The following is a 21,324-nucleotide window of genomic DNA, read 5'->3' as shown; positions in this document are numbered from 1 at the left end:
TCTCCGGGGTCGCCTGATCCTCGCTCACGTTTTTCACAACATCAGTGTGCCGTAATTGCTTCCCGCGAAACACCGGAACGGGAATGTCCTCGCTCACGCAGGTTAGCCTTACCTAACCTTGACCTTCTCGCTAGGCGAAAGCGCCCGCGGCCCCGCGCGGGAGGACGAGCACCGGGCACGGCGCGGCCCGGACGATCTTGCCGGAGCCCTCGCCGAGGAAGACCTTGCGCAGCGGCCCGTCATGGCTGGACGGGCAGGCCAGCAGCTCACCCGGAAGCATATCGACGGCGGCGAGCGCCTTGGCGATGCCCGTCCCGGCGACCGCCTCCGTCCGGACCACCGTCCCGTCGCCCGCGGCGTCACCGAGCCGCGCGGCGGCGTCGGCGAGGTCTCGCTCGGCCTGGGCCACCTGCCGCGCCATGACGTCGTCGGCGTTGCGGAACCGGGCCGCCACCCCCGGCGGCCTGAGCACGAGGGTCACCAGCCGCATCGGCAGCGCCAGCGTCCGGGCGGTCCGCACCGCCGCCTCCACCGGGCCGTCCGCGTCCGGCCGCCGCCAGTACGCCACCGTGAGCCGCTCGAACTGGTCGGGGGCGCAGGCGGCGTAGCCGCGCGGCGCCAGCAGCACCGGCACCGGCGAGCCGTGCAGCAGCTGGTCCGCGGTGCTGCCGATGGCGACGCGCCCGCGGCGGCCGCGCGGCGCCGAGCCGATCACGATCAGGTCCGCGCCCGTCGCCGCGGCCACCTCGGCCAGCCCGCGCCCGCTGCCCCGGTGCGCGTGCACCCGCAGGTCCGTGCGCGACCGCGGGACGTTCAGCTCCGCGAGCCGCCCGGCCGCCCGCTCCAGCGCGTCGTGCGCCCTGTCCTTCAGGTAGCCGACCCATTCGGCGTCGACCGAGCCCGGCCCGCGCGCCGGCCAGGCCGGCGGATGCACGTTCGCCACCGTCAGCCGCACGTCCGCGACCGCGCGCGGCGCCGTCACGCCGCGCAGGACCAGCGCGGCGAGCGCCAGCGCGTCGCCGCCCCGCTCGTCCGGCGAGTAGCCGGCGAGGATCCGCAGCGCCGGCGCGTCGCGCCCGTTCGCCCCGCTCATCGCGGCTCCTTCCCGGGAACGCCGGACGTCTCGGCCGCCAGCCGCGAATGGCGGCGCCCGTACAGGAAGTAGGCGACGAGCCCGGCCAGCGTCCACAGCGCGAACACGATCCAGGTCACGCTGCCCAGGCCGACCATCAGGTACACGCAGAGCGCGACGCCGATCAGCGGCGTCAGCGGATACAGCGGCGTTCGGAAGCTGCGCGGCAGGTCCGGCCGCGTCCGGCGCAGCACGATCACTCCCACGCTGACCAGCGCGAACGCGAACAGGGTGCCGATGCTGGTGGCGTCCACCAGGCGGCCCAGCGGCACCGCGGCCGCGAGGATCCCGATGAACGCCGCGACGATCACGGTGTTGGCCACCGGCACCGCCCGGCCCGGGCTGACCCGCTGGAACACGTGCGGGACAAGGCCGTCCCGCGACATCGCGAACAGGATGCGGGTCTGCCCGTACATGACGGTGAGGACGACGCTGGCGATGGCGACCACCGCGCCGAGCGACAGGATCATCGACGGCCAGGCCCGGCCGGTCGCCCGGTCCAGGACCAGGGCCAGCGACGCCTCCGAGCCGCTCAGCGAGAACCGGGTCCAGTGCATGGCGCCGACCGCGGCCAGCCCGACCAGCACGTACACCGCCGTCACGATCGCCAGCGACAGGACGATCGCCAGCGGCAGGTCCCGGCGCGGGTTACGGGCCTCCTCGCCGGCGGTGGACGCGGCGTCGAAGCCGATGTAGGAGAAGAACACCTTGGAGCCGGCGGCGCTGATGCCCGCCCAGCCCATCGGCGCGAACGGGGTCAGGTTGCCGGAATGGAACGCGGTGAAGGCGACCGCGCAGAAGAACAGCAGCACCGCGATCTTCAGGAACACCATGACCGTGTTGGCGCGGGCGCTCTCGGACGTGCCGCGCAGCAGCAGCAGCGCAGCGATCACCACGACGACCACGGCCGGGAGGTTCACGAGCCCGCCGTCCCCCGGAGGGTTGCTGATCGCGGCGGGCATCGTGCCTGCGCCCGCCTTGTCGAAGAACTCGTTGAGGTAGGAGCCCCAGCCGACGGCGACGGCCGACACCGAGACCGCGTACTCCAGCAGCAGGCACCACCCGCACACCCACGCCACCAGCTCGCCGAGCGTCGCGTAGGCGTAGGAGTAGGACGAGCCGGACACCGGGATCGTCCCGGCCAGCTCGGCGTAGGACAGCGCGGAGAACAGCGCCGTCACCGCGGCGAGCACGAACGCCAGCACCACCGCCGGGCCCGCCTTCGGCACCGCCTCCCCCAGCACGACGAAGATCCCCGTGCCGAGGGTCGCGCCCACGCTGAACAGGGTCAGCTGCAGCAGGCTCATCGAGCGCCGCAGCTCGCCGCCCTCGCCGTGCCCGCCCTCGGCGACGATCCGGTCGACCGGCTTGGTCCGCACCAGCGACCGCGCGAACGACTCCCGGCCCGTCCCGGCGGTCACCCGACGCTCCGGGGCCCGCCCGGCGGCCGGGACGGCGCGGTCACAGGGTGCTCTCCAGCGGCCAGGTCGCGTTCGGGGTCACGATCGTGCCCGCCTTCCCCGCGAGGATGTCGACGCAGTCGTCCAGCAGCCCGATCGCGGCCATGTCGCCGGTGCGCTCCACGAACCCGGTGACCGCGGCGACCTTCGGGCCCATCGAGCCGTCCGGGAACCTCTCGCCGCGCAGCTCGAACGGGGTGGTGTGGGCGATCGCCTCCTCCCGGTCCGTGCCGTGGTGGCGCATGACGTTCGGGACGTCGGTGAGGATCAGCAGCGCGTCCGCGTCCAGCGTCTCGGCCAGCACCGACGCGGTGAGGTCCTTGTCGATCACCGCCTCGACGCCCTCCAGCCGGCCGACGTCGTTGCGGAACACCGGGATCCCGCCGCCGCCCGCGCACACCACGACCGTCCCGGCCCGCACCAGCTCCCGGATCAGCCGGATCTCGATCACCCGCTGCGGCTTCGGCGACGGCACCACGCGGCGCCAGCGATCCCCGTCCCGGCGGACCGTCCAGGCGTACCGCTCGGCCAGCCGCTCCGCCTCCTCGCGGTCGTACACCTGGCCGACGAACTTGGTGGGGTTCTGAAACGCCGGGTCCACCGCGGACACCAGCGTCTGGTTGACCATCGCCATCACCTGGCGGCCCGGCAGCGCGTTCTGCAGCGCCTGCAGCAGCCAGTACCCGATCATCCCCTGGGTCTCGGCGCCGATCGTGTCCAGCGGGTACGGGCGGGTCAGCCGGCCGTCGTTCTGGCTCTCCAGCGCCAGCACCCCGACCTGCGGGCCGTTCCCGTGCGTGACGATCAGCTCGTGCTGCTCGGCGAGCGGCGCGAGCGCCCGGACGGCCCGGTCCACGTTGGCCCGCTGGAGCCCGGCATCCGGCGTCTCCCCCCGCTTGACCAGCGCGTTCCCACCGAGCGCGACGACGACGCGCATGTCCCCCCTCCCCCGCGGCCCCGGCCCGGCCCGCGCGCTCAGCCGAGCGTCGCGACCAGCACGGCCTTGATCGTGTGCATCCGGTTCTCGGCCTCGTCGAACACGATCGAGGCGTCCGACTCGAACACCTCGCCGGTGACCTCCAGCGCGTCCAGGCCCGTCCGCCGGTAGACCTCCTCGCCGACCGCGGTCTCCCGGTCGTGGAACGCGGGCAGGCAGTGCATGAACTTCGCGCCCGGGTTGCCGGTCGCGCGCATCACCTCGGCGTTCACCTGGTACGGCTGGAGCAGCGCGACGCGCTCGTCCCAGACGTCCGCGGGCTCCCCCATCGACACCCACACGTCGGTGAGGACGAAGTCGGCGCCGCGCACGCCCTGCGCCACGTCCTCGGTGATGGTGATCTCGGCGCCGGTGCCGGCCGCGACCGCGTTGGCGGGCTTGACGACCGTCTCCTCGTCCGGCCACAGCGCCCTCGGCGCGACGATCCGGACGTCCATGCCGAGCAGCGCCCCCGCCGCCACGTAGGAACGGCCCATGTTGTTGCGGGCGTCACCCAGGTAGGCGTACGTGACGTCGTGCAGCGGCTTGTCGCTGTGCTCGCGCATGGTGAGCATGTCGGCGAGCATCTGCGTCGGATGCCATTCGTCGGTCAGGCCGTTCCACACCGGGACGCCCGCGTGCTCGGCCAGCTCCTCCACGTGCCGCTGGCGCGAGCCCCGGTACTCGATGCCGTCGAACATCCGCCCCAGCACGCGGGCGGTGTCCTTCATCGACTCCTTGTGGCCGATCTGGGAGCCGGCCGTGTCCAGGTAGGTCGTGTGCGCGCCCTGGTCGTGCGCGGCGACCTCGAACGCGCAGCGCGTCCGGGTGGAGGTCTTCTCGAAGATCAGCGCGATGTTGCGGCCCTCCAGGCGGCGCCGCTCCGTCCCGCTGTACTTGGCGGCCTTCAGCTCGGCGGCCAGGCCGATCAGGAACGCGAACTCCTTGGGGGCGAGGTCCAGCTCGCGGACGAGGCTGCGTCCGCGCAGGTTGTAGGCCATCGGTCCCCGGTCTCCCCGTTCGGCATGCCGTCAGGCCACCGGCCCGCCCCCGGTGACAGGCCGAGAGCTTCCCCGGCCCCGGCGGGCGAAACCAGGCCCGGCACGCTGCGCCGCGCCTTGCTCAGCCCCTTTACCCGGCCTTCACCCGGCGCACCGGCGGCACCCCGCGCGGAGCCCCCGGGCGGCGGACCTAAACTCATTGCCATGACAACCCCCGGAGACGGCGCCGTCGAGCTGGACGGGCTCGTCAAGCGCTATGGCACGGCGACGGCCGTGGACGGCCTGTCGTTCAGCGCCGCCCGGGGCGCCGTCACCGCGCTGCTCGGCCCGAACGGCGCGGGCAAGACCACCACGATCGAGATCTGCGAGGGGTTCCGCCGCGCCGACGCGGGCACCGTCCGGGTCCTCGGCCTGGACCCGGTCGCCGATGCGCGGGCGCTCAAGCCCCGCGTCGGGGTGATGCCGCAGTCGGGCGGGGTGCCGGGCACCACGAAGGCCGCCGAGTTCCTGCGGCTCGTCGCCTCGTTCCACGCCACGCCCCTCGACCCGGCGGCGCTGCTGGCGCGGCTCGGCCTGACCGAGCACGCCCGCACCCCGTTCCGCCGGATGTCGGGCGGGCAGCAGCAGCGGCTGTCGCTGGCGGTCGCCGTGGTCGGACGGCCCGAGCTCGTGTTCCTCGACGAGCCGTCCACCGGCCTCGACCCGCAGGCGCGGCACGCCACCTGGGAGCTGATCGAGGAGCTGCGCGCGGCCGGCGTCTCCGTGGTGCTCACCACGCACAACATGGAGGAGGCCGAGCGGCTCGCCGACCAGGTCGTGATCGTCGACCACGGCAAGGTCGTGGCCGAGGGCAGCCCGCAGGAGCTGACCGGCGCCGAGCGGCAGCTGCGCTTCCGCGCCCGGCCCGGCCTCGGCCTGGAGGAGCTGCTGTCGGCGCTGCCCGCCGGGAGCGCCGCCAAGGAGTCGCCCGCCGGGCACTACCTGATCGAGGCCGACGTGAGCCCGGAGCTGCTCGCCACCGTCACCGCCTGGTGCGCCTCGCACGGCGTGATGACCGAGGACCTGCGGATCGAGCGCCGCACGCTGGAGGACGTCTTCCTCGAACTGACCGGACGGGAGCTGCGCTCATGACCACGACACCGGCGGCGACGCCCGCGGCGGCGCGGCCCGCGCTGGACCTGTCGCCCGCGCCGGGCGCCGTCCCGCTGCCGCGGATGATCCTCTCCCAGGCGGGCTACGAGTTCCGGGCCGTGGTGCGCAACGGCGAGCAGCTGCTGCTCACCCTGATCATCCCGGTGGTGCTGCTGACGCTGTTCGGCGCCACCTCGCTGCTGGACCTCGGATCCGGCCGCCGCGTCGACTTCCTCGCGCCCGGCATCCTCGCGCTCGCGGTGATGTCCACCGCGTTCACCGGGCAGGCGATCGGCACCGGGTTCGAGCGCCGCTACGGCGTGCTCAAGCGGCTCGGCGCCACGCCGCTGCCGCGCGGCGGCCTCATCGCCGCCAAGACCCTGTCGGTGGTCGCGGTCGAGATCCTGCAGGCGGCCGTGGTGTGCGCGGTCGCGCTGGCGCTCGGCTGGCACCCGCACGGCGACCCCGTCTCGGTGATCGTCCTCCTGCTGCTCGGGACGGCCGCGTTCAGCGGGTTCGGGCTGCTGATGGCCGGGACGCTGCGCGCCGAGGCCACCCTTGCCACCGCGAACCTCGTCTACATCCTGCTGCTCGCCGTCGGCGGCGTGGTGTTCCCCCTCGACAAGTTCCCCGGCGCCGTCCGGGACGTGCTGGAGCTGCTGCCGATCTCGGCGCTCGCCGACGGGCTGCGGCAGGTGCTGCAGCACGGCGCGGCGTTCCCGGGCAAGCCGCTGCTGGTCCTCGCGGTGTGGGCGGCCGCCGGCCTCGCCCTCGCCGCCCGCTTCTTCCGCTGGGAGTGATCGTTGGCGCTCGCTGAGGCCCCCGGGTCCTACGGAGCGGCGGGCCGGGCGGCCCGCCGCGCCCGCACGCTGTCGCTCGGCTCGGTGCCGCCGCCCGCCATGATCCTGCTCGGCATCGTGTCCGTGCAGGTCGGCGCGGGCCTGGCCAAGCACCTGTTCGAGCGGCTGCCGCCGACGTCGGTGGTGTCGATCCGGCTGCTGGCGTCGGCGCTCGTGCTGGGCTTCCTCGCCCGCAAGGGGCTGCGGACGATCCTGCGCGACCACTCCTGGAGCAGCCTGGCCGTCGTCGCGGGCTACGGGGTCGCGCTCGCGGGGATGAACTTCGCGTTCTACCAGGCGCTGTCGCGGATCCCGCTCGGCGTGGCGGTGACCATCGAGTTCCTCGGGCCGCTGTCGGTCGCGATCGTCGGCTCGCGGCGCCCCCGGGACCTGCTGTGGGTCGCGCTGGCGGGCGCCGGCGTGGTCATGCTCGCCCGGGGCGGCGGCGACGTGAACCTCGCCGGGATCGTGTTCGCGCTGGTCGCCGCGGTCGGCTGGGCCTGCTACATCCTGCTGACCGCCGCCACCGGACGGCGGATCCCCGGCACCACCGGCCTCGCCCTCGCCAGCATCATCGGCACGCTCGTCATGCTGCCGGGCGGGCTCGCGACCGGCGGCGGCGCCGTGTTCGACCCGGCCCTGCTGGTGATCGGGCTCGGGGTCGGGCTGCTGTCGTCGGTGATCCCCTACTCGCTGGAGCTGGAGGCGCTGCGGCGGGTGCCCGCCCGCGTGTTCGGCATCCTGATGAGCCTAGAGCCCGCCGTCGCCGCGCTGGTCGGGGTGGTCGTCCTCGGCGAGATCCTCAGCGGACGGCAGTGGGTCGCGATCGGCTGCGTCATCGTCGCGTGTGCGGGCGCCACCCGGAGCCAGAAGGAGCCGCCGGAGGCCCCCGAGGCCTGAACGGGGCCCGAACGCCTCGCGGTCGGCGGCCGTCCGGACGCATCGGCGCCGCAGCGACGGGGCATGGGGTGGGGCGAGCATGGCAGGATCGGTGGAAGGATCACTGCAGGAGCACCCGAGCAGCACCACCCCAGCAGAGAGGAGCCGCCGTGACCGGCCGGACCGATGACCAGGGACTGCCGCCGGAGTTCTTCGAGGCGGGACCGGCGTCGTTCGTCGACTTCCTGCGCCTGCACTCCCCCGACCTGCTGCCCGTCAACCGGGTGCCGGACGCCGGGACCGTCCCGGAGCTGCCGCACGGCACCACCGTGCTGGCGCTGACGATCCCGGGCGGGGTCATGATGGCCGGGGACCGCCGCGCCACCCAGGGCAACCGGATCGCCTACCGGGAGCTGGACAAGGTCCAGCGCGCCGACGAGTACTCCGCGGTGGCGTTCGCCGGGACGGTCGGGCTCGCGCTGGAGATGGTCCGGCTGTTCCAGGTGGAGCTGGAGCACTACGAGAAGATGGAAACGGTCCCGCTGTCGCTGCCGGGCAAGGCCCGCCGGCTCGGCGCCGTCATCCAGGCCAACCTCGCGCAGGCCATGCAGGGGCTCGCGGTCGTCCCGCTGTTCGCCGGGTACGACCCCGACAGCGACGACGCCCGCATCTACACCTACGACATCACCGGCGCCCCTCAGCTCGCCCGCGACTACCACGCGGACGGCTCCGGCTCCCCTTACGCGCTGGGCGCGCTGAAGAAGCTGTACCGGCCCGACCTGTCGATCGAGGACGCCGCGACGGTGTGCGTCCAGGCGCTCTACGACGCGGCAGACGACGACACGGCCACCGGCGGGCCCGACCTGTCCCGGCGCATCTACCCGACGATCGCGGCCGTCACCGCGGACGGCTACCGGCAGCTGCCCGAGGAGCAGGTCTCCGCGATCGCCGCCGAGGTGCTGGAGGGCCGGATGCGCAACCCGAACGGCCCGGTCGCGCCGCTGCGCTGACCCGCCCCCGGCGGCCGCCGACCACGCAGGGTCACCGGGCCGACTCCGCTCGGTGACCCCACCGGCTCCGGGAACGTCGTACCCGGCTCCTAGACTCGGCCGTATGGCACGCGCGAACGACGAGGCCGCAGCCCTCATCCAGGAACTGGCCGACCTCCTCTCCATCACCGGCGGCGACGCCTTCAAGATCCGGGCGTACGAGAAGGCCGCGCGCGCGATCGCGGGCCATCCCGACGACATCTCCGGGCTCGACCTGGCCGGGCTCCGCAAGATCCCGACGGTCGGCGAGGCGATCGCCAAGAAGGTCCTCGACTACACCACCACCGGCACGATCCGGCAGGTCGAGGAGCTGCGCACGCAGATCCCCGCGGGCGTCCGCGCGCTCACCGCGATCCCGACGCTCGGCCCGAAGAAGGCACTCGCCGTCTACGAGGAGCTCGGCATCTCGTCGGTGGACGAGCTGGCCGAGGCGATCAAGGAGGGCCGGCTGCGCGGCCTGAAGGGCTTCGGCGCCAAGACCGAGGACAACATCCTGCGCGGCATCGAGCTGATGCGCAGCTCCGGCGAGCGCGTCCTGGTCGACGCGGCGGCGGGCGTCGCCGACGAGATCGTCGCGGCGCTGTCGGCGCTCCCGCAGGTCGAGCGGTGCATGCACGCGGGGTCGCTGCGCCGGATGCGCGAGACGATCGGCGACGTCGACGTGCTCGCCGCGTCCACCGACCCGCACCCGATCATGGAGGCGTTCGCCGCGCTCCCGCTCGTCGCCGAGGTGATCGTCGGCGGCGACAAGAAGACCTCGATCCGCACCGACCGGGGGCTGCAGGTCGACCTGCGCGTCGTCCCGCCGGAGTCGTGGGGCGCGGCGCTGCAGTACTTCACCGGCTCGCAGGCGCACAACATCCGCACCCGCGAGATCGCGGTGAAGGCGGGGCTGAAGCTGTCGGAGTACGGGCTGTTCGACGCCGACTCCGGCGACCTGATCGTGTCCAGCACCGAGGAGGAGGTCTACGAGCGGCTCGGCCTGCCGTGGATCCACCCGGCCCTGCGCGAGGACACCGGGGAGATCGAGGCGGCGCTCAAGGACGAGCTGCCCCGCCTGGTCACCGTCGAGGACCTGCGCGGCGACCTGCACAGCCACACCGACCTCACCGACGGCATCGCCTCCCTGGAGGACATGGTCGCCGCCGCCGCGGACCGCGGCCTGGAGTACTACGCGATCACCGACCACGCGCCGAACCTGTTCATGCAGCGGATGACGGACGAGAAGATGCTCGCCCAGCGCGAGCAGGTCCGGAAGCTGCAGAAGAAGTACCCCGGCCTGGTCCTGCTGCACGGCACCGAGCTGAACATCGACCCCGACGGCGAGGTCGACTGGGACGCCGATTTCCTGGAGGGGTTCGACGTGTGCGTGGCGTCCGTCCACTCGCACTTCACGCAGGACGAGGCGGCCATGACGCGGCGGCTCGTCCGCGCGTGCGAGAACCCGAACGTCCACGTGATCGGGCACCCGACGGCGCGGAGCATCGGCCGCCGCCCGCCGGTGGACGCCGACTGGGACGAGGTGTTCCGCGCCGCCGCCCGCACCGGCACGGCGATGGAGATCGACTCGTTCCCCGACCGGCTCGACCTGCCCGCCGACCTGATCCGCCGCGCCAAGCGGTTCGGGGTGCGGTTCTCCGTCGACACCGACGCGCACTCGCTCGGGCACCACCGCAACATCCGCTACGGGGTCGGCACCGCGCAGCGGGGCTGGCTCACGCCCGACGACGTCATCAACACCTGGCCGCTGGAGCGCCTGCGCGCCTTCCTCCGCAAGGACGGCGCGCGATGAGCGGCGGGCGATGAGCGGCGCGCGGGCTCAGGCGGGCTGAGCGGCCTCGGCGGCGGGACGCGCGGCCACCGTGCGCGGCCGCGCGTCCGGCATCGGGCCGCGGTCGCGGAGCGCGAAGAACAGCCGGAACGCCGCGATCCACATCAGCACCGCGCCGAGCATGTGCAGCAGCACCAGCCCGGCCGGGACGCCCAGGAAGTACTGCGCGTAGCCGACGGCGCCCTGCGCCACGATCAGCGCGATCAGCTCCAGCGCGCGGCGCTTGGCCGCGGCGGGGCCGCCGGTGCGGTACAGCGCGATGGTGACCGCGATCGTGAAGGCGATGGTGACCCAGGCCAGCTCACCGTGGATGCGCGCCACGTCCTCGATGTCGAAGCCGTAGCGGCGCGACGAGGCGTCGCCGGCGTGCGGCCCGGTGCCCGTGACGACGGTGCCCGCGACGAGCACGGCCGCCGCGGCGACCAGCAGCAGCCCGCCGAGCCGGCGCGTCCAGGGGCCGGCGAGCGGCCGGGCGGGGGCGTCGCCCTCGCCCGCGCGCACCCACAGCGCCACGCAGAACACCAGGAGCGCGGGAGAGACGAGGAAGTGCGCCGACACCGCGGCCGGGTTCAGGTCGGTGAGCACGACGATGCCGCCGATGACGGCCTGCGCGACGACGCTCATCGGCTGGGCGAGCGACCACCAGACCAGGTCGCGGCGGCGCGGGACGAGGCGCAGCGCGGCGACGAACACCAGCACGCCGATCGCCAGCACCACGAAGGTGATCAGCCGGTTGCCGAACTCGACCGCCATGTTGAACGCGTGGTGGTCGGCGTTGTGGGTGGGGACGAGGCTGTCGCCGGAGCAGCGCGGCCATTCGGGGCAGCCGAGCCCCGACTCGGTGAGCCGGACGAGGCCGCCGCTGACGACGATCACCACGTTGCCGACGACGCCGAGCAGCGCGAGCAGCCGCACCGACCCCGGGGTGGGGTGCCACACGGCGTCCCAGGCACGGATCAGCGGGTTCGTCGACGACTTTCGCTCAGCCACGCGTCAATCGTATGGCCGCCCTCCCGTGCCCCCGACGCACCCCCCGGTTACCGCGCGTACGGGCCGGGCGGGGGCGGCGGCAGGAAGCCGGACGGCCCCTGCGGCGCCCAGGGCGGCGCTCCGGACGCGGGCCCGCCGGGGCGCGGCGGGGTGCGCAGGAACGCCTGCCGGGCCAGCGACATCAGCTCCAGCAGCGAGTCGCGGCGGGCGGTGAACCAGTGCGGCTCGGCGTTGCCGCGGTCGGCGCGCTTGTGCAGCAGCGCGAGCTCGGTGGCGGCGAGCTGGTAGTCGACCATCGCGCGGGCGGCGGGCGGGCCGCCGACGGACCTGGCCCAGCGGCGCGCGGCCCGCCGCGACGGGATGGACCGCAGCATCCGCACGTCCTGCGGGGTGACGAGGCCGGTGCCGGAGTACATCGGCAGGTACGCCTCGATGCGCCGGACGGTGTGCCGCCGTTCGACGGAGACGATGACGATCAGCGTGACCAGGACGCCGAAGTCGAGGAGGTACACGATGCCGAGGCCGCCGAGCCCGAAGGCGGTGGCGCCGTTCCAGAGGCCGTGCAGGAGCATCGCGCCGAGCAGCCCGAGGACGGGCGCGACGAGCTGGCCGCGCCGGTGGGTGGCGGCGTAGGCGACGCCGAGGCCGGTCATCGAGGTGAACAGCGGGTGGCTGAGCGGCGCGATCAGGCCGCGCAGGATGAACACGGTCTGCAGCTGCTGGGCGCCGCCGTCCTCGAACGCCCGCATGTAGTAGGTGATGTTCTCCATCATCGCGAAGCCGAGGCCGACCATGGCGGCGTAGATGATCCCGTCGGCGAAGCCGTCGATCTCGTTGCGGCGGAACCACAGCATGCCGAACAGCACGGCGCCCTTCAGCGACTCCTCGATGACGGGCGCGCCGAAGGTGGCGCTGACGAAGTGGCCCTTGGTCTCGCCGAAGATCGGGACGGTGACGTACAGCAGGCCGAGCGTGTTGAGCACCAGCGCGCCGAGGACGGCGACGCCCGCGCCCCACATGAACGCGAAGACGAGGGCGCGCGGCGGCTCGGGCTCCAGCCGGTCCAGGGTGAGGGCGAGCGCCACCAGCGCCGGGATCGGCAGGATCGCCAGGACGACGCCGACCCAGAAGCCGGCGCCGCCGGACAGCACGTCGGCCGCGAGCGCGAGCACCACGCACAGCGACGAGACGGTCAGCCCGACGATGAGGCCGACCGGGGGCCGGCCGGGGATCCGGCCTTCGAGCACGGCCTTGGGGTCCACACGCGCCATGACGTGAGCGTAACGGGTCGGCGCAGGTCCCCGAGGGGGCCCGGCGCGCCGCCGGGCCGCCGCGCGGGGCTCAGTGCAGCAGCGGGTCGACGGCGACGGCGGTGAACAGCAGCGCCAGGTACACGTTCGACAGGTGGAAGAACCGCATCGGCCGCAGGTGGACGCCGGTCACGCCGGCGCGGACGGCCTTGAGCAGCCGGTGCCCCTCGCCGAGGAAGACCAGGCCGAGGACCACCGCGACGGCCCCGTACACCGGGCCCATCCCGGCCACGGGCCACAGCGCGAGCGAGCACGCGACGGTGGCGTAGCTGTAGACCAGGCTCTCGGTGATGACGCGGCGCTCGGTCGCGACGACCGGCAGCATCGGCACCTTGGCGACCGCGTAGTCCTCGCGGTAGCGCATGGCGAGCGTCCAGGTGTGCGGCGGCGTCCACAGGAACACGACGCCGAACAGCACGAACGGCGTCCAGGCCAGGCTGTTCGTGATCGCCGTCCAGCCGATGAGCACCGGCATGCAGCCGGCGATGCCGCCCCACACGACGTTCTGCGACGTCCGGCGCTTGAGCAGCAGCGAGTAGACGAAGACGTAGAACAGGATCGCGAACAGCGACCCGGCGGCTGACAGCGGGTTGACGGTGAGGAAGAACCCGGCCGTGGACACCAGCGCGAGCGTGATCCCGAACACCAGGGCGCGGGCCGGGGTGACCTGCGCGCGGGCCAGCGGGCGGCGCCGGGTGCGGCGCATCTTGACGTCGATGTCGCGGTCGATGTAGCAGTTGATCGCGTTCGCGGCGCCGGCCGACATGGCCCCGAAGGAGAAGGTCAGCAGCACCGTCGACAGCGGCGGCACGCCGCGCTGGGCGAGGAACATCACCGGGATCGTGGTGATCAAGAGCAGCTCGATCACGCGCGGCTTGGTGAGCGCCACGTAGGCGCGCACGCTGGCGCCGATCGACCGGCGGGCGGTCTCGGCCACCGGCTCCGGCGCGGCGGGCGCCCCCGGCGCACGCCCGTCGAGCGGTCCCGGCTCCTCGAGCTCGACCCCGCGCTTGTTACTGAGCACCGTCACAATCGGGTCCACGTCCAACTAGGCATGAAGAAATCGCGTACCACCTCGGCGGCGCCCCCGCGATCCGGGCCGGCCTCGGTCGAGTGCAACTTCGGCTTGGTGATCCTGCTGTCTCGGCCGCCGTCGTCGGCCGCGCCATCACTGTAGTCCGACCCCTGCCGGGGGCGTGCACCGGGGCACCGGACGCGCCGGTCCCCCGCCGGAGGAGCCCATTCTCCGGGCCGTCCCCCGGGCGGCGGGGCGGAAACCCGTTCCCCCCTCGGTATCACCCGTGCGGGGGGTTAGCCCGCGAACCGATCGGGCAAGGGTGCAGGGAAGCGGCGCGGACCTGGTGCGGGCGGCGGCGCCGTTTCGGCGTGTTCTCGCTCTCGCCTGCGGCGGCCCGCCCGCGCGATAGGCTCGCCGGGGGCGCGGCATGATCTTCGCGAGGCCACGGATCCGGTGGCCGCAAGGGGGCCCGAGGGAAGACGGACGGCGCCGCCGGACGTTGCGGCAACAGGGGGCCGCGGCACGTGCGCCGGTCATGCCGCGCGGCGGCACATCGCTAATGAACTCTGTACGACAGCGGTTCGAGAGGAGCCTGGCGTTCCGTGAGCAGGGACAGCAGCACGTTTGAATGGTCCGACCTGGACAAGCGGGCGGTGGACGTCATCCGCGCCCTCGCCATGGACGCGGTCGAGGAGGCGGGCTCCGGCCACCCCGGGACGGCCATGAGCCTTGCGCCCGCCGCCTACCTTCTGTTCCAGCGGTTCCTTCGGCACGACCCGACGGACCCGGACTGGGCCGGCCGGGACAGGTTCGTCCTGTCCTGCGGGCACTCCAGCCTGACCCTTTACATCCAGCTCTACCTTTCGGGCTACCCGCTGACGCTGGCCGACCTGAAGTCGCTGCGCAAGTGGGGCAGCCTCACCCCCGGCCACCCCGAGCACGGGCACACCGCGGGCGTCGAGACCACCACGGGCCCTCTCGGGCAGGGCATCGCGAACGCGGTCGGGATGGCGATGGCGGCCCGCCGCGAGCGCGGCCTGTTCGACCCGGACGCCCCGGCCGGCGAGTCCCCCTTCGACCACACCATCTGGGCGTTCGCGTCCGACGGCGACATCGAGGAGGGCATCAGCCACGAGGCGAGCGCCCTGGCGGCCCACCAGCGCCTGGGCAACCTGATCCTGCTGTACGACGACAACCACATCTCGATCGAGGACGACACCGCGATCGCGCTGTCGGAGGACGTGCGGGCCCGCTACGAGGCGTACGGCTGGGACGTCCACCACGTCGACTGGACGGTGAACGGCGACTACGAGGAGAACGTGGCCGCGCTGGCGGCGGCGTTCGAGGCGGCCAAGGCGGAGACGGCCCGGCCGTCGTTCATCGCGCTGCGCACGATCATCGGCTGGCCGGCGCCGAACAAGAAGAACACCGGCAAGATCCACGGCTCGGCGATGGGCGCCGAGGAGATCGCCGCGACCAAGCGGATCCTCGGCCTGGACCCGGCCGAGACGTTCATCGTCCCGGACGACGTGCTGGCGCACGCCCGCGAGGTCTGCGACCGGGGCCGCGCGCTGCACGCCGAGTGGGAGAAGGCGTTCCAGGCGTGGCGGTCGGCGAACCCCGAGCGCGCCGCCGAGTTCGACCGGATCAGCGCCCGGCACCTGCCCGCGGGCTGGGAGGAGAAGCTGCCGGAGTTCCCGGCGGGCAAGGAGGTCGCGACGCGCGCCGCGTCCGGCGACGTGCTGACCGCGCTGGCGCCGGTGCTGCCGGAGCTGTGGGGCGGGTCGGCCGACCTCGCCGAGAGCAACAACACCACGATGAAGGGCGAGCCGTCCTTCATCCCCGAGGAGTTCCAGACCAAGGAGTTCCCGGGCGACCGGTACGGCCGCACGCTGCACTTCGGCGTCCGCGAGCACGCGATGGGCGCGATCTGCAACGGCATCGCGCTGCACGGCGGCACCCGGCCCTACGCCGGCACGTTCCTGATCTTCAGTGACTACATGCGGCCGGCGGTCCGGCTCGCGGCGCTGATGAGGCTGCCGGTCACCTACGTGTGGACGCACGACTCCATCGGCCTCGGCGAGGACGGCCCGACGCACCAGCCGGTCGAGCACCTGTGGGCGCTGCGGGCGATCCCGGGGCTGGACGTCGTCCGCCCGGCGGACGCCAACGAGACCGCGGTCGCGTGGCGGACGGTCCTGGAGCACACCGACCGCCCGGCGGGCCTCGCGCTGACCCGGCAGAAGCTGCCGACGCTGGAGCGCAACGGCGAGATCGCGTCCGCCGAGGGCGCCGCCAAGGGCGGCTACGTGCTGGCGGACGCCGAGGGCGGGCAGCCCGAGGTGATCCTGATCGCCACGGGCAGCGAGGTGCAGCTGGCGCTGGAGGCCCGCGACACGCTGCAGTCCCAGGGCACCCCGACCCGCGTGGTGTCGATGCCGTGCGTCGAGTGGTTCGAGGAGCAGCCCGACGCCTACAAGCAGCAGGTCCTGCCGCCCGGGGTGCGGGCGCGCGTGTCGGTGGAGGCCGGCGTGGCGCTCGGCTGGCGCACCTACGTCGGCGACGCCGGCGCGTCGGTGTCGCTGGAGCACTTCGGCGCGTCCGCCGACTACAAGACGCTGTTCGAGCAGTTCGGCATCACCGCCGAGCGGGTCGTCGCGGCGGCGAAGGCGAGCCTGATCAAGGCCGGGGTCAGGGACGCCGGCCGCGGCAGCACCACCGGGAACTAGGGCCGCCGGGGCCCCCGGCGTCCGCCCCCGGCGGGCCGGGGGCCCGGCGCGGCCGCCCCCCCGCGGAAACTCGACGACGAGGAGAAAGCGATGAGTGACATCCTGAAGGCGCTCTCGGACGAGGGCGTGTCGATCTGGCTGGACGACATCAGCCGGGAGCGGCTGCGCACCGGGAACCTGGAGCAGCTGGTCAAGGACAAGCACGTCGTCGGCGTCACCTCCAACCCGACGATCTTCGCCAAGGCGCTGAGCAAGGGCAGCGCCTACGACGACCAGGTGCGCGACCTCGCGGTGCGGGGCGTGGACGTCGAGGAGGCGTCCCGCGCGATCACCACCTATGACATCCGCTGGGGCTGCGACGTGCTGCGCCCGGTCTACGACCGGACCGACGGCCTGGACGGCCGGGTGTCGCTCGAGGTGGACCCGCGGTTGGCCAAGGACACCGAGAAGACGGTCGCCGAGGCCAAGGCGCTGTGGTGGATGGTGGACCGGCCGAACCTGTTCATCAAGATCCCGGCGACCGAGGAGGGCCTGCCCGCGATCACCGCGACGCTGGCGGAGGGCATCAGCGTGAACGTGACGCTGATCTTCTCGCTGGAGCGCTACGGCAAGGTCATCGACGCGTTCTTCGCGGGCCTGGAGAAGGCCCGGGCGAACGGCCACGACCTGTCGAAGATCGCCTCGGTGGCGTCGTTCTTCGTCAGCCGGGTCGACACCGAGATCGACAAGCGGCTCGACAAGATCGGCTCGGACGGGGCGAAGAACCTGCGGTCCAAGGCGGGCCTGGCGAACGCGCGGCTGGCGTACGCGCTGTACGAGGAGAAGTTCGCCACCGACCGGTGGAAGGCGCTGAAGGACGCGGGCGCCCGCCCGCAGCGTCCGCTGTGGGCCTCGACCGGCGTGAAGGACCCGAACCTCGTCGACACCCTGTACGTGGACGAGCTGGTGGCCCCGGGCACGGTCAACACGATGCCGGAGGCGACCCTGGTGGCGGAGGCCGACCACGGGCAGGTGCGCGGCGACACCGTCCGGGGCGCCTATGACGACGCCCGGGCGCACATGGCGGCGCTGAAGGACGCGGGCGTCGACTACGACGACGTCGTGCGGGTCCTGGAGGAGGAGGGCGTCGAGAAGTTCGAGGCGTCCTGGAAGGAGCTGCTCGGCTCCATCGAGGGCGAGCTGAAGGACAAGAGCGCGTGACGTCGGTGGTGACCGCCGGGGGGATCTCGGTCACCATCCGCGGCGCCGTCGTCGACGAGAGCGAGACGGTCCTGGACCGTCTCGCCTCCGACGGCGTGCCGAGCTCGCTGGCGTCCCGCAACGCCAAGCTGTGGGGTCCGGACGCGGCCCCGCTGGCCGCCCGCCGGCTGGGCTGGCTCGGCCTGCCGGAGACGTCCCGGTCCCTGCCGGCCCGGCTCGCCGGGCCGGCGGAGGAGTTCCGCGACGCGGGACTGGACCGGATCGTGGTGGCGGGGACGGGCGGTACGGCGATCGCCAGTGAGGCGATCCACCGGACCGCGGCCCGCACCGGGCGGGGCGCCGAGCTGATCGTGCTGGACACCACCGACCCGCACGAGGTGTCGGCTGTGCTCGCGGGCGACCTCGGCAGGACGCTGGTGGTGGTCGCGGGCGACGACGTCGGGACGCGGTCGCTGCGCCGCGTCTTCGGCCGGGCGTTCTCGGAGGCGGGGCTGAGCCGCGCCGAGCTGGCCCGCCGGTTCGTGGCGGTGGCCGAGCCCGGGTCGGAGCTGGAGCGCGCCGCCCGCGAGGTCGGCCACCACGTGGTGGAGGCCGAGACCGACGTCGACGCCCGGTTCGGCGCGCTCGGCGTCACCGCCCTGGTTCCGGCCGCGCTCGCGGGCGTGGACCTGTTGGCCCTGCTGGACGAGGCGGACCGGCTCGCGGGCGTGCTGCGCCAGCCGTACGACAACCCGGCGCTGGCGTTCGGCGCGGCGCTCGGCTCGTCGGCGCTCGGCGGTCGGGACAAGCTCGTGGTCGCCGACCACGGCTCGGGCCTGCACGGGTTCGCGGGCTGGGCGGAGCAGCTGGTGGCGGGGGCGCTCGGCAAGGACGGCCGGGGGCTGCTGCCGGTCGTGGTGGAGGGCGTGGAGTCCCCCGGGTTCGAGCTGACCGGCGACCTGCGCCGGGTGATCCTCGGCCGCCGCCCGGACGAGCCCGGCCCGGGCCGCGAGGCGGGGGTGAGCGTGGCGGGCCCGCTCGGCGCGCAGTTCCTGCTGTGGGAGTACGCGGTGGCGGTGGCCGCGCGGGTGATGGGCGTCGACCCGTTCGCCGAACCGGACACCGGCGAGTCGCGGGACAGCACCGCGGCGCTGCTGCGCTCGGAGGAGGGCGCGGCCCCGACGGTGGTTCGCCGCCCGCCCGCGCTGGTGTCGGACGCGGTGGAGGTGCATGCGCCGGAGGAGGCGCTGCGCGGCGCGAAGACGCTGACGGAGGCGCTGGAGACGTTCCTGGAGGACGTCCCGGACCGCGGCTACCTCGCCGTCCTGGCGTACCTGGACCGCTCCGGGGACGCGGCGGCGGCCGGGCTGCGGCCGCTGCTCGCGGCCCGCGGCGCCGGGCTGCGCCGCAATCCGGCGCCGGTCACGTTCGGCTGGGGCCCGCGGTACCTGCACGCGACGGGCCAGTACCACAAGGGCGGGCCGCGCAACGGCACGTTCCTGCAGATCACGGGCGCGGTGACCACCGACGTCCCGGTGCCCGGACGGCCGTTCACGCTCGGCGAGCTGCAGCTGGCGCAGGCGTTCGGGGACCAGCGGGTGCTGCGCTCGCTCGGCCGCCCGGCGTTCCGGCTGCACCTGCGGGACCGCGCCGAGGGCGTCGCCCAGCTGATCGAGGCGCTCGGCTGACCGGGCCGCTCACCTGAGCTTCCGCGTCCGGTTCGGTAACCGGAGGCAGAAGATCGAGGGAGATGGTCGCGGATGCCCTTTCTCTCCTGAAACGATAGGGGGCACAGGAGGGAAGCGTGTCCGGATTCGACGTACTGACGCGCGGCGACGTGCTCGACTCGGCGCTGCAGGCGAGGGACTACCTCGTCGGCTGCGGCGTCCCGGGCGCGCTGGCCGCGAAGGACCCGCGGCTGTGGGGGCGGCGCGCGGTCGACCACAGCCGGCTCGGCTGGCTGGACCTGCCGTTCGCCTCGCGCGGGCTGCTGAAGCAGGTGGACGGGCTCGTCGCCGAGGCGCGCTACTCCGGCCTGGACCACATCGTGCTGATCGGGGTGGGCGCGGAGAGCCTCGCCGCCCAGGCGATCGTCGAGGCGCACGCGCCCGCCCTCGCCGGCGGCGGCGGCGCGCCGGCCGGCCCGGGCGGCGGGCTGACGGTGCTGGACGGCAGCGACACCGCCGCGCTGGCGTTCGCGCTCGAGCGGCTGGACCGGACGCTGGTCGTGCTGGCCAGCAAGGCGGGCGTGTCGCTGGAGGGCGACGCCTACCGGCGGATCTTCGCGGGCGCGTTCCGCGAGCGGGGCCTGTCGGAGCGCGAGATCGCGGGCCGCTTCCTGGTGATCACCGACCATGGCAGCCCGCTGCACGACTTCGCCCGCCAGTGCGGGTACCGGATCGGGCTCACCGACCCGTACCTGCCGGGGCATTTCGGTGCGCTGTCGGCGTACGGGCTGGTCCCGGCGGTGCTGGCAGGCGCCGACGCGGAGCGGCTGCTGGAGGAGGCGGCGTCGCTGGTGCCGTCGCTCGCCAAGGACGAGGACAACCCGGGGCTGCTGCTCGGCGCCGTCCTCGGCGGCTGTGCCCAGCAGGGGCCGGCGGGCGTCACCCGCGACAAGGTGGTGCTGCGCGAGCCCGGCGGGTCCGGCGCGCTCAGCGCCTGGATCTCGCAGCTGCTCGCGGTCGGCACCGGCAAGCGGGGCCGCGGGGTGCTCGCGCTGGAGCCGCCCGGCGGAAAGGGCGGCTTCCCCGACCTGCACGGGATCTCGATCAATCCGCGGTCGGCGGCGCAGGAGGAGGCCGACACCTCGGTGTGGGCGCCGCTCGGCGCGCAGTTCGTGCTGTGGGAGTACGCGACGGCCGTCGCAGGCTGGCTGCTCGGGGTGAACCCGTTCGAGGCGGGCAGCCCGGCCGTCCAGGAGGCGGAGGACGACGCGGCGACGCTGCTGCGCTCGGCGGGCGGCGGGCCGCTGCCCACCGGGCGGCCGGTGTACGTCGAGGACGACATCGAGGTGCACGCCGACTTCGCGTGGCCGTCGGGCGCCGACCTCGGGACGGTGCTGGGCGGGCTGATCGCCTCGGTGCCCGCCGACGGCTACCTGTCGGTGCTGACGTACCTGTCGGGCGACTTCTCGGGCCGCTACCTGGCGCCGTCGCTGTCGCGCGCCGCGGGGCGGCCGGTCGTGTACGGGCCGGGCCCGGCGTACCCGCACGCCACCGGCCCGATCCACAAGGACGGGCCGGGCAACGGCGCGTTCCTGGTGATCACGGGCGATCCGGCGCCGGGCGACGCGCTGGCGGCGCATCCGGTGCCGGGACGGCCGTACGGGCTGGCGAAGCTGCAGCTGGCGCGGGCGCTGGGCGAGGTCCGGGCGCTGCGGCAGCGGCGGCTGCCGGTGGTGCGGCTGCACCTGCGCAACCCGGTCGAGGGCGCGGGCCGGCTGATCGAGGCCGTTCGGGCGGTGGCGGGGGCGGGTCCGCGGCCGTGAGCTTCACCGCCGTCGTCTCGGGGGAGACGGCCATCACCGCCCGGGGGCCGGTCAGGGAGGCCGCCGAGCGGGTGCTGGGGCGCCTGTGGATCGACCAGGTGCCGGTGCGGCTCGCCTCGGAGGATCCGGCGCTGTGGCCGTCGGCGGCGACGGCGGCCGTCGAGGGGCGGCCGCTGTGCTGGCCCGGCCAGCCGGGGCCCGGGCGGGCCGCTTTGGACCGTGCCGAGGAGCTGGTGGCGGACGCCCGCGCGGCCGGGCTGACCGAGGTGGCGCTGCTGGGGCGGGGCGCTCCGGCGCGGGCGGCGGAGCT

General features: G+C 74.0%; 16 protein-coding genes and 1 pseudogene. 10 read left to right on the top strand and 7 right to left on the bottom strand.

Features of this window, described 5'->3' with window-relative positions; genetic code table 11:
* Positions 1-130: 130 nt before the first annotated feature.
* From F9B16_RS10260 to argF, 4 genes are read right to left on the bottom strand one after another with little or no spacing between them, the layout of a single operon-like run.
* The gene (locus F9B16_RS10260; RefSeq protein ID WP_151539774.1) at positions 131-1,093 is read right to left on the bottom strand and encodes a universal stress protein; all 963 of its coding nucleotides are present in this window, start codon (positions 1,091-1,093) and stop codon (positions 131-133) included.
* Positions 1,090-2,553: an amino acid permease gene (locus F9B16_RS10255; protein ID WP_225991521.1), complete on the bottom strand. Its 1,464-nt coding sequence runs from the start codon at positions 2,551-2,553 to the stop codon at positions 1,090-1,092. The genes F9B16_RS10260 and F9B16_RS10255 overlap by 4 nt, the downstream gene beginning before the upstream one ends.
* Before the next feature lie 40 nt (positions 2,554-2,593).
* The gene (gene arcC, locus F9B16_RS10250; protein ID WP_151539773.1) at positions 2,594-3,529 is read right to left on the bottom strand and encodes a carbamate kinase; all 936 of its coding nucleotides are present in this window, start codon (positions 3,527-3,529) and stop codon (positions 2,594-2,596) included.
* A 38-nt stretch (positions 3,530-3,567) separates the two neighbouring features.
* Positions 3,568-4,569, bottom strand: a complete 1,002-nt coding sequence (gene argF, locus F9B16_RS10245) for an ornithine carbamoyltransferase (RefSeq protein ID WP_151539772.1) — start codon at positions 4,567-4,569, stop codon at positions 3,568-3,570.
* Between the two features lie 204 nt (positions 4,570-4,773).
* Between argF and F9B16_RS10240 the strand changes: the two genes are divergently transcribed.
* The 5 genes from F9B16_RS10240 to polX all read left to right on the top strand — a co-directional run bounded on the left by F9B16_RS10240 (position 4,774) and on the right by polX (position 10,259).
* Positions 4,774-5,700: an ABC transporter ATP-binding protein gene (locus F9B16_RS10240; protein WP_151539771.1), complete on the top strand. Its 927-nt coding sequence runs from the start codon at positions 4,774-4,776 to the stop codon at positions 5,698-5,700.
* A complete protein-coding gene (locus F9B16_RS10235; protein WP_151539770.1) occupies positions 5,697-6,500 on the top strand; it encodes an ABC transporter permease in 804 nt (267 codons plus the stop codon). The genes F9B16_RS10240 and F9B16_RS10235 overlap by 4 nt, the downstream gene beginning before the upstream one ends.
* 3 nt (positions 6,501-6,503) lie before the next feature.
* Entirely contained in the window at positions 6,504-7,439 is a 936-nt protein-coding gene (locus F9B16_RS10230) for an EamA family transporter (protein ID WP_225991520.1), read from the top strand.
* Between the two features lie 149 nt (positions 7,440-7,588).
* Positions 7,589-8,428: a proteasome subunit beta gene (gene prcB / locus F9B16_RS10225; protein ID WP_151539769.1), complete on the top strand. Its 840-nt coding sequence runs from the start codon at positions 7,589-7,591 to the stop codon at positions 8,426-8,428.
* 103 nt (positions 8,429-8,531) lie between these two features.
* Positions 8,532-10,259, top strand: a complete 1,728-nt coding sequence (polX, locus tag F9B16_RS10220) for a DNA polymerase/3'-5' exonuclease PolX (protein ID WP_151539768.1) — start codon at positions 8,532-8,534, stop codon at positions 10,257-10,259.
* Positions 10,260-10,286: 27 nt separating this feature from the next.
* Here polX and F9B16_RS10215 read toward each other — a convergent pair whose 3' ends face one another.
* The 3 genes from F9B16_RS10215 to F9B16_RS10205 form a co-directional block, all read right to left on the bottom strand.
* A complete protein-coding gene (locus F9B16_RS10215) occupies positions 10,287-11,288 on the bottom strand; it encodes a COX15/CtaA family protein (RefSeq protein ID WP_151539767.1) in 1,002 nt (333 codons plus the stop codon).
* Between the two features lie 47 nt (positions 11,289-11,335).
* Positions 11,336-12,559 carry a PrsW family intramembrane metalloprotease gene (locus tag F9B16_RS10210; protein WP_151539766.1) on the bottom strand — a complete coding sequence of 408 codons (1,224 nt, stop codon included), beginning with the start codon at positions 12,557-12,559 and terminating at the stop codon, positions 11,336-11,338.
* 70 nt (positions 12,560-12,629) lie between these two features.
* Positions 12,630-13,628 carry a heme o synthase gene (locus F9B16_RS10205; RefSeq protein WP_151539765.1) on the bottom strand — a complete coding sequence of 333 codons (999 nt, stop codon included), beginning with the start codon at positions 13,626-13,628 and terminating at the stop codon, positions 12,630-12,632.
* A 590-nt stretch (positions 13,629-14,218) separates the two neighbouring features.
* On the opposite strand from F9B16_RS10205, the gene tkt reads away from it, so the two are divergent.
* The 5 genes and pseudogenes from tkt to F9B16_RS10180 form a co-directional block, all read left to right on the top strand.
* Positions 14,219-16,345, top strand: a complete 2,127-nt coding sequence (tkt, locus tag F9B16_RS10200) for a transketolase (RefSeq protein ID WP_151539764.1) — start codon at positions 14,219-14,221, stop codon at positions 16,343-16,345.
* 90 nt (positions 16,346-16,435) lie between these two features.
* The gene (gene tal, locus F9B16_RS10195) at positions 16,436-17,545 is read left to right on the top strand and encodes a transaldolase (protein ID WP_151539763.1); all 1,110 of its coding nucleotides are present in this window, start codon (positions 16,436-16,438) and stop codon (positions 17,543-17,545) included.
* Positions 17,542-19,212 (top strand): glucose-6-phosphate isomerase, encoded by a 1,671-nt coding sequence (locus F9B16_RS10190; RefSeq protein ID WP_151539762.1) that lies wholly within the window; start codon positions 17,542-17,544, stop codon positions 19,210-19,212. The genes tal and F9B16_RS10190 overlap by 4 nt, the downstream gene beginning before the upstream one ends.
* Before the next feature lie 116 nt (positions 19,213-19,328).
* Positions 19,329-21,014 (top strand): phosphoheptose isomerase, encoded by a 1,686-nt coding sequence (locus F9B16_RS10185; protein WP_151539761.1) that lies wholly within the window; start codon positions 19,329-19,331, stop codon positions 21,012-21,014.
* Positions 21,011-21,324, top strand: a pseudogene (locus tag F9B16_RS10180) (glucose-6-phosphate isomerase); the annotation flags it as partial. The gene F9B16_RS10185 and the pseudogene F9B16_RS10180, both read left to right, overlap by 4 nt.

The organism is Actinomadura montaniterrae, from assembly GCF_008923365.1.
Lineage (GTDB): Bacteria > Actinomycetota > Actinomycetes > Streptosporangiales > Streptosporangiaceae > Spirillospora > Spirillospora montaniterrae.
Note: the sequence above shows the minus strand (reverse complement) of the source record. Positions and strands in the feature narration are given on the sequence as shown.